Source organism: Superficieibacter sp. 1612_C1 (assembly GCF_015234305.1).
Taxonomy (GTDB): Bacteria; Pseudomonadota; Gammaproteobacteria; order Enterobacterales; family Enterobacteriaceae; genus Superficieibacter.
Window position 1 is genome coordinate 1 of the sequence record NZ_JADGMI010000015.1, and the last position, 605, is coordinate 605.

General features: G+C 49.6%; 1 tRNA gene and 2 rRNA genes. All 3 read right to left on the minus strand.

Features of this window, described 5'->3' with window-relative positions:
* Nucleotides 1-138: ribosomal RNA gene (locus INT84_RS24085) — 23S ribosomal RNA — on the minus strand; the annotation flags it as partial.
* A 185-nt stretch (nucleotides 139-323) separates the two neighbouring features.
* A tRNA-Glu gene (locus tag INT84_RS24090) sits at nucleotides 324-398 on the minus strand.
* 87 nt (nucleotides 399-485) lie between these two features.
* Nucleotides 486-605, minus strand: a 16S ribosomal RNA gene (locus tag INT84_RS24095); the annotation flags it as partial.

Here is a 605-nt window from a genome sequence, read left to right on the forward strand (position 1 = left end):
ATTGCACTGGGTTTCCCCATTCGGGTATCGCCGGTTATAACGGTTCATATCACCTTACCGGCGCTTATCGCAGATTAGCACGCCCTTCATCGCCTCTGACTGCCAGGGCATCCACCGTGTACGCTTAGTCGCTTAACCTCACAACCCGAAGCTGTTTCACTTCGTGTTGCAAAAATTTGAGAGACCCACGAACAACTTTCGTTGTTCAGTGTTTTTCAATTTTCAGCTTGATCCAGATTTTTAAAGAGCAAATATCTCAAACGTGACTGATACAGTCAGTTTTGAGATACGTTTGGTTGTGCCTTTCACCCACAGCCAGCAAGTGGCGTCCCCTAGGGGATTCGAACCCCTGTTGCCGCCGTGAAAGGGCGGAGTCCTAACCGCTAGACGAAGGGGACACGGAGTGTCACGACTTCGCAGCCGTCTTGCTCGTTACTTTTTCATCAGACAATCTGTGTGAGCACTACAAAGGCGGTTCTTTAAGGTAAGGAGGTGATCCAACCGCAGGTTCCCCTACGGTTACCTTGTTACGACTTCACCCCAGTCATGAATCACAAAGTGGTAAGCGCCCTCCCGAAGGTTAAGCTACCTACTTCTTTTGCAAC